The organism is Arthrobacter sp. ISL-69 (assembly GCF_018613775.1).
In the GTDB taxonomy this organism is placed as follows: domain Bacteria; phylum Actinomycetota; class Actinomycetes; order Actinomycetales; family Micrococcaceae; genus Arthrobacter.
On record NZ_JAGGPO010000062.1, the window covers coordinates 1 to 7,198 of the forward strand.

At 61.8% G+C, this 7,198-nt stretch carries 7 protein-coding genes; all 7 read right to left on the reverse strand.

Annotated elements, in window-relative coordinates; all coding sequences use genetic code 11:
- Nucleotides 1-739: amino acid ABC transporter permease (locus tag J7I79_RS24020; protein ID WP_311380664.1), on the reverse strand; the 739-nt coding region annotated here is incomplete at its 3' end.
- Between the two features lie 8 nt (nucleotides 740-747).
- Complete coding sequence (locus J7I79_RS24025; protein ID WP_214957800.1) at nucleotides 748-1,671, reverse strand: ABC transporter substrate-binding protein; 924 nt, start codon at nucleotides 1,669-1,671, stop codon at nucleotides 748-750.
- 216 nt (nucleotides 1,672-1,887) lie between these two features.
- Nucleotides 1,888-2,580 carry a GntR family transcriptional regulator gene (locus J7I79_RS24030; protein ID WP_251043243.1) on the reverse strand — a complete coding sequence of 231 codons (693 nt, stop codon included), beginning with the start codon at nucleotides 2,578-2,580 and terminating at the stop codon, nucleotides 1,888-1,890.
- A 40-nt stretch (nucleotides 2,581-2,620) separates the two neighbouring features.
- Nucleotides 2,621-4,075, reverse strand: coding sequence for an NAD-dependent succinate-semialdehyde dehydrogenase (locus J7I79_RS24035; protein ID WP_214957804.1), 1,455 nt, complete (start codon nucleotides 4,073-4,075; stop codon nucleotides 2,621-2,623).
- A gap of 28 nt (nucleotides 4,076-4,103) precedes the next feature.
- The gene (locus J7I79_RS24040; RefSeq protein WP_214957806.1) at nucleotides 4,104-5,357 is read right to left on the reverse strand and encodes an aspartate aminotransferase family protein; all 1,254 of its coding nucleotides are present in this window, start codon (nucleotides 5,355-5,357) and stop codon (nucleotides 4,104-4,106) included.
- Between the two features lie 81 nt (nucleotides 5,358-5,438).
- Nucleotides 5,439-6,575 carry an N-methyl-L-tryptophan oxidase gene (gene solA, locus J7I79_RS24045; protein ID WP_214957807.1) on the reverse strand — a complete coding sequence of 379 codons (1,137 nt, stop codon included), beginning with the start codon at nucleotides 6,573-6,575 and terminating at the stop codon, nucleotides 5,439-5,441.
- On the reverse strand, nucleotides 6,576-7,198 hold a 623-nt coding region (locus J7I79_RS24050; RefSeq protein WP_214957809.1), incomplete at its 5' end, for an amino acid ABC transporter ATP-binding protein. It abuts the gene before it with no gap.

Consider the following 7,198-nt stretch of genomic DNA (forward strand, 5'->3'; position numbering starts at 1 on the left):
CGCTTTGGAGCAGTTCCGCGACCCCGAGCACGCTGACGAGGGAGGTTTCCTTGAACATGCCGATGACCTGATTGCCTGTCGCCGGAATGATCGAGGGCATCGCCTGGGGGATGATGACCTTGCGCATCTTCATCGCCCCGCTCATTCCCAATGAGTCGGCGGCCTCGATCTGGCCTTTGCCTACTGAGGAGAACCCGCCGCGGATGATCTCGGCCATGTAGGCGGCCTCGTTCAGGGTCAGGCCGATCAGGGCTGCTGTGATGGGTGCCATCAGGGCGTTGATGTCGATTGCGGCGCTGACGTCCGTGAAGGGGATGCCGATGGTCAGGTTGGGGTACAGGGCGGCGATGTTGAACCAGAAGATGAGCTGTACCAGGACCGGTGTGCCGCGGAACAAGGTGATGTAGACCCCGGCCGTCACTGCAATTGGCTTGATGCTGGAGGACCTCATGATCGCCAGCACCAGACCGAGGAGGGTTCCGAGGATCATGCTGGCAACCGTCAGGAAGATGGTGAGCATCAGGCCGCGGATGATGGTTTCATGGGTGAAATACTTGGCGACCACGCCCCACTTGAAGTTGGGATTGGTTGCCACGGAAAGGAGGATGCCCAGGGCCAGCAGGCAGCATACGATCCAGGCGGCGTATTCGAAGGTGCTTCGACGCCGCAGCCTTGGTTTGAGTGCAGGGTCTGTCGGGTCTGCGGTGATTTCGCGTCTGTGGCCGTTGAATTTCAGCACAGTGCCCCCTAGTTGAGCTTTGCTTCTGTGATGGCGCCCGCCCCGAGTCCCCAATTGGCGAGCGACTTCTTGTACTCGGGGCTGTCCAGGACCGACTGGGTGGCCTTTTGTAAGGCAGGCGTCAGCGGCGAGGCCTTCTTGAGGCCGATGGACGTAAGGTCGCTGGATCCGACGTTGATCTGGGGGGTGAGTATGGTGAACGCGCCCGGCTGCTGCTTAGAGGCCCACGCGAGGGAGGTGGTGTCGTAGAGGATGCCGTCGATGCGTTTTGACGCCAACTGGGTCAGCGCGTCCTGGACGTTGGGCAGCGTCACGGCGTTGATGGCTGGCTGCCCCTTGGAGGTGCAGGTTTGCTCCGAGAGTGCCGGGAGGCGCTTCAACTGCCCCGTCGAACCGGCTGTGACGGCAATGTTGTTACCGCACAGGCTCTCGTTCGTGAGCTTCAGCGGATTTCCCGCACTCACGGCCACTGAATTGCCGGCCTTGAAGTAGTCGATCATATCCAGGACCTCCAGCCGCTCGGGCGTGGGAGACATAGTGGTGACAGTGAAGTCGTAGCGGCCACCGTCAATGCCGGGAATGATGGTGTCAAACACGGTGTTCTCGAACTTCAGCTTTAGCCCAAGCTTCTTGGCCACCAGGCGGGCAATATCCGGGTTCAGGCCGATCGGCGTGCTGTTGTCCTCGGCAAGGAAGGTGGTGGGCGGGTAGTGAAGGTCCATGGCCACAGTCAGTTCGCCCTTTTCCTTGTAGGACTGCGGCAACAGCTTGACCGCGGCGTCGTCGGGCTGGACTCCTTCGGAGATGTCAGCCGTATTTGAGGTGTTCGGGCCCTCCTGTGCCGGTTCACTGCTGCAGCCAGCGCACGCGCCGAGTGCCAGCAGCACTGCTAATCCTGCAACTGCACGCTGGGCATTGATTCTGGTCTTCATCGCTGCTTCCCTAGGCGGGGGAGGCCCGGGAGGGGATCCCTGAGCGCACTGCCCCTAACGTTCTTACCTAATGGAACCACTTCGGATCGCAGATCATCGACAATTTACTGAAGTTTTTTGCGGCATCTTTCGTCCCGTCCGGGCAGGTAGAAGAAAGAGGTGGCCAGGTCCATGGGACCTGGCCACCTCTTCTGTGGATCGTGCTCGGGGAACGCCCTAGGCGGGGATTTCGTTGTCTTGCCTCGTGACGGTGAGATCCTCAACAGCCTTTTGCAGGTGGTGTTTGACGGCTTGCTGCAGTCCTTTTCTGTTTTCTGCTTCGAGGAGGTCCAAAAGGTTCTGGTGTTCCTGGACCAAAACGTCCAGACGGGGGTAGGCAACTTCCAGGCTGAGGATACACATTCTCGATTCGGCTGCCAGTGTCTCGTAAATCCGGATCAGGCGGGTATTCCCCGTGCCTGCAACGAAGGCTGTGTGGAATTGCATGTCCAACCGTGCAATCGCCTGCCAGTCGGACACGGCAACGTGCTTCGCCATGTCCCTGATGATTTCCTTCAGCACCTGGCACGTGTCGTTGATCTGATCCTGCCCGGCATCCATCAAAGTGTTGGACGCGGCCAGTTCCACCGCCTCGCGGACGGCGTAGATCTCCTTGATGTCGGCGGTTGAAAGCTCCAGGACGAAGACTCCGCGGTTGCGGTGGCTGATCAGGAGACCCTCCTGGCACAGGCGCTGCAATGCTTCCCGAAGGGGACCCCTGGACGTACGCAATTGGCTGGCCACCGCGGATTCATTGATCTGCTGCCCCGGGCGGAAGGTCCCCTGGACAATCTGTTCCCGCAGCTGATCGGCGATCAGCTGCGCCGTGGGCCTGCCCTCCAGGACAAACAGTCCTTCTGGTATCGCCATTGACATCCCCTCATTTCATTCTTCGGCGTTACTGCGCTCTCTAAACCGCTATTGCGGTGTACTTGGTCTCAAGAAATTCTTCGATGCCAATCTTGCCGCCCTCGCGCCCCAGCCCGGACTGCTTAACTCCTCCGAACGGTGCTGCTGGATTGGAAACAAGGCCGGTGTTCAGTCCGACCATGCCCACTTCCAGTTCTGCGGAGAAGCGGAGGGCCTTGTCCATGTTCTCAGTAAACACATACCCAACGAGACCCCACTCGGTGTCGTTGGCGAGGCGAAGCACTTCGTCCTCGCTGTCGAAGGGGGTGATGGCTGCTACCGGACCGAAAATCTCAGTAGTCATCAGATCCGCTTCGATGGGGACGTCGGTGAGCACGGTGGGGGTGTAGAAGTATCCCGGTCCTTCCGGGCGGCTTCCGCCAGTCAGGATGCGTGCGCCCTTGGAAACCGCATCGTCTACCAGGCTTTCAACCTTGTCCAGACCCTTCTGCTCGATCAGGGGCCCGACCTCGGTCCCGGCCACGGCGCCGTTACCGACCTGCAGTTCGGACATCTTCTTGGCGAACTTCTCGCTGAATTCCGCCACCACCGACCGGTGGACGAAGAAACGGTTCGCGGCGGTGCAGGCTTCACCCATGTTGCGCATTTTGGCCTTCATGGCTCCATCGACGGCCTTCTCGATGTCCGCGTCGGCGAGGACGATGAACGGGGCGTTTCCACCCAGTTCCATGGAGGAGCGCATGACGTTGTCAGCCGCCTGGCGCAGCAGGATCTTGCCGACCTCGGTGGAGCCGGTGAAGCTGATCTTCCGTGCAATGCCGCTGCTGGTCCAGGTCCCCACGACGCTGGAGGCGCTGGAGGTGGTGACGACGTTCAGGACGCCGTCAGGGAGGCCTGCCTCCCTGAAGATCTGCACCAGGGCGAGGGACGTCAGCGGTGTCAGCTCGGCGGGCTTGAAGACCATGGTGCAGCCCGCGGCAACGGCCGGAGCGATTTTGCGGGCGCCCATGGCCAGCGGGAAGTTCCACGGGGTGACCAGCACGCAGGGGCCGACCGGTTCCTTGGTGATCATGATCCGGGTGTTGCCGTCAGCGGAACTCGTGTGGTCTCCACTAATGCGGACGGCTTCTTCGGAGAACCAGCGAAGCATTTCGGCGCCGTAGGCCACTTCGCCCCTTGCCTCGGCCAGGGGCTTGCCCATCTCGGCGGTCATGATTGCGGCGAGCCGGTCGGTGTTGGCAATAACCAGCTCAAAGGCGCGTCGCAGAATGTCGGCCCGTTCACGGGGAGCGGACTTTCCCCACTCCGATTGGGCCCGGCCGGCGGCCTCGAGGGCTGCGCGGGCGTCTTCGGGCCCGCCGTCGGCCACGTTGGCGATGACCTCGTTCGTGGCCGGATTTTCCACCGGGAAGGTAGCTCCGCTGGCGGCCTTCTGCCATGCGCCATCTATGAACAGGTCAGTGTGGAGGGTATTCGGATCAAATGAAGAGCTCATGTCACGCTTTCAAGGATCGTAGGGAAGATTAGGAGGTGGCTGTCTTCAGCGCTTGGGTGAATCTGGTCAGCCCGGCCTGGATCTCGTCGCTGGTGACGTTGAGCGCCGGGATGATGCGGACGACGTTTCCGTGCGGACCGCAGGTGAGGAGGAGCAGTTCTTCTTTGATTGCGGCTTGCTGGACGGCCAGTGCCGTAGCGGCATCAGGCGTGTTGTCCTCAGTGGTGAATTCGACGCCTTGCATGAGGCCGCGGCCGCGGACATTTCCGATCCCGGAAAATTGCGTCTTGAGGCGGTCAAGTCCTGTGCGTAGCTCGTCTCCTCGAACCAGGGCGTTCTGGACCAGGTTCTCGCGCTCAATGACGCCCAGTGTTGCGACACCCGCGGCGGCGGCGACGGCGTTTCCGCCGTAGGTGCCGCCCTGGGATCCCGGCCAGGCCTTGCCCATCAGCTCAGTAGAGGCGGCGATGGCTGAAATGGGGAAGCCGCTGGCGAGGCCCTTCGCGGTGATGACGACGTCGGGGGTGATGCCTGCCCAGTCGTGTCCCCAGAACTTACCGGTGCGGCCGACGCCGGCCTGGACCTCATCCAGGATGAGCACAATTCCGTGACGGTCAGCGCGTTCCCGCAATCCCTGCAGGAAGGCAGGGGGAGTGGGAATGTAGCCGCCGTCGCCCAGGACGGGTTCGATGATGAAACCCGCCGTGTCTGCCGGGCTGCTGATGCTCAGGAGGAGGTGGTCCAGTTCCTTCAGGGCGAAGTTGACAGCGGTTTCCTCGTCCCAGCCGTACCGGTAGGCGTGCGGGAAAGGTGCGATGTGAACCCCGCCCATGAGGGGGGAGAAGCCCGAACGGAACTTCGTGCCGGCCGTGGTGAGCGACGCGGCACCCACGGTCCGGCCGTGGAAGCCACCGTGGAAGGAAATGATGTTGGGCCGGCCCGTGGCCATCCTGGCCAAACGGACGGAGGCCTCCACTGCCTCGGAACCCGACGTGGCGTAGAAAATGCTGTCCAGCCCCGAGGGCAGGAATTCCCCCAGTTTTTCGGTGAGCTCAAGCAAGGGCTTGTGCATCACGGTCGTGTACTGGGCATGAACGATCTTGCCCACCTGCTCCCGGGCTGCCGCTACGACGTCCGGGTGGCAGTGCCCCGTACTCGTAACACCGATTCCGGTGGTGAAATCGAGGTACTTCTTGCCGTCGGTTGCATAAATCCAGCTACCGGCTGCGTAGTCAACGACCACCGGGGTTGCCTGCTTGAGGAGGGGACTAAGAGTTGCCATGGCTTCATACTTTCCTACGAACTGTAAATTGTCAACAATAAGCAATATTTGGGTGAAACCACCCTTTGTTACCCGTCGGGGTTAGTTGGTCTTGTACCGTTGGGGCCTGAGGAAATCCAGGCCCTCAAAGGAGCGCTTGCCCAAGGCCTCATGTGCCGCAATCTCGCCATAGCCCGAAGCCATTTTGAAGCCGGCGCCACAGAAGCCGGTGGCACAATAGACCCTGCTGTTTTCCCTCAGATGACCGAGCAGTGCATGCCCGTCTCTTGTGTAGAGGTCCGGGAACGCATCCGAGCGGACGATGTTGGGGAACAGGCCGGGGAAGAACTCAGCGACAGTCTCCGTCGTTTCCGCGATTTCCGCGGGCGTGAGGTCCCGGGGGACTGAATCGGCCTTCGGTGTGGGGGCTCCGCGGCCATCGAGGGTTGCCTTGACCGTTACGCCGTCGACACTGGGGGCCCCGTACATGGAGCGGTCACCGGAAATCCGGATGAAGACGGGGAACCGCTCCGGGGAGAATTCCGCGGCGTCCCTCGCTACGAACCAGGACAGGAAGATCCGTTTGGTCTGGGTTGCGGCCTTCAGGTGGTCGGGCATCAGCATTTGGGACCAGCCGCCGGAGGCGACGATGACGTTCTCGAAGGTCCAGGACCTGTCGCCCGAGGTGACCACCACGCCGTCGTCCGTTTCCTGGATGTCGTCAATCGGCGTATTCGTGTGAACTGTTGCCCCGTTGGCCTGGGCGGCGGCGACGGCCGCGGTGACTGCGCGGTCGGTGCGCAGGGCCCCGGCGTGGGGGTCGTAGACGGCGATGTCGTCGGGGCGGAGGTTGTGCTGCGGATACCGTTCGGCCATGGCTTCGCGGCTCAGGATTTCGTGGTCAGCACCGTTGAGCCGGGTGGTTTCCAGCAGGCTGGGAATATAGGGCCCGCCAACGGTTCCAATGAACAGGCCCCCGCAGCGGGTCAGGATGTCCTGGCCGGATTCCGCCTCGAGTTCCGCCCAGAGGCTGCGGGAACGGTCCAGGATCGGGTAGTACTTGGGCGTGCCGCGATACAGCATCCGGAACAGGCGTGTGTCGCCGCCAACGGCGCTGCGGGCATGGGCCGGGGACTGTGCCTCGAATCCGACCACTGAATCCGTCAAATGGGAGGCCTGCCACAATGCCATGCTTCCGATGCTGCCCAGGCCGATAACGGCCAGCTTGCCATCTGTCATTTAGATCACCTTGTCCAGGAATGCCTGGGTGCGGGGTTCTTTGGGGTTGCGAAGGACCTCCCTGGCATCGCCGCGTTCGACGATGTAGCCGTCGTCCATGAAGATCAGGGAGTCGGCTACTTCGCGGGCGAAGCCCATTTCGTGGGTGACCACCACCATGGTCATGCCCTTCTTGGCCAGGTCCTGCATGACCGCGAGGACTTCACCGACTTTTTCGGGATCCAGGGCGGAGGTGGGTTCGTCGAAGAGCATAATTTCAGGGTCCATGGCCAGGGACCGGGCGATCGCGACGCGCTGCTGCTGGCCGCCGGAGAGCTGGGCGGGGTAGTAGTCGCCGAATCCGGCCAGGCCGACGCTGGCGAGCAGTTCGTGCGCCCGCTTCATGGCTTGTTTCTTGTCCTGGCCCTTGACCAGGACGGGTCCGGACATGATGTTTTCGTTCGCTGTCATGTTCGGGAAGAGGTTGAACTGCTGGAAGACCATGCCGACCCTGGTGCGCTGCTCGGCGAGCTTCTTGGGCGGCAGGGCGTGGTAGGCGGTGTCGGTTTCGTAGTAGCCGAAGTTCTCCCCGTTGACTTTCAAAACCCCTGAGTCGACGTTTTCCAGGCCGTTGATGCAGCGCA

Excerpts from the sequence above, each read along its gene's own strand:
- J7I79_RS24025 (WP_214957800.1), bottom strand. The coding sequence starts at position 1,671 with ATGAAGACCAGAATCAATGCCCAGCGTGCAGTTGCAGGATTAGCAGTG.
- J7I79_RS24030 (WP_251043243.1), bottom strand. The coding sequence starts at position 2,580 with ATGGCGATACCAGAAGGACTGTTTGTCCTGGAGGGCAGGCCCACGGCG.
- J7I79_RS24035 (WP_214957804.1), bottom strand. The coding sequence starts at position 4,075 with ATGAGCTCTTCATTTGATCCGAATACCCTCCACACTGACCTGTTCATA.
- J7I79_RS24040 (WP_214957806.1), bottom strand. The coding sequence starts at position 5,357 with ATGGCAACTCTTAGTCCCCTCCTCAAGCAGGCAACCCCGGTGGTCGTT.
- solA (WP_214957807.1), bottom strand. The coding sequence starts at position 6,575 with ATGACAGATGGCAAGCTGGCCGTTATCGGCCTGGGCAGCATCGGAAGC.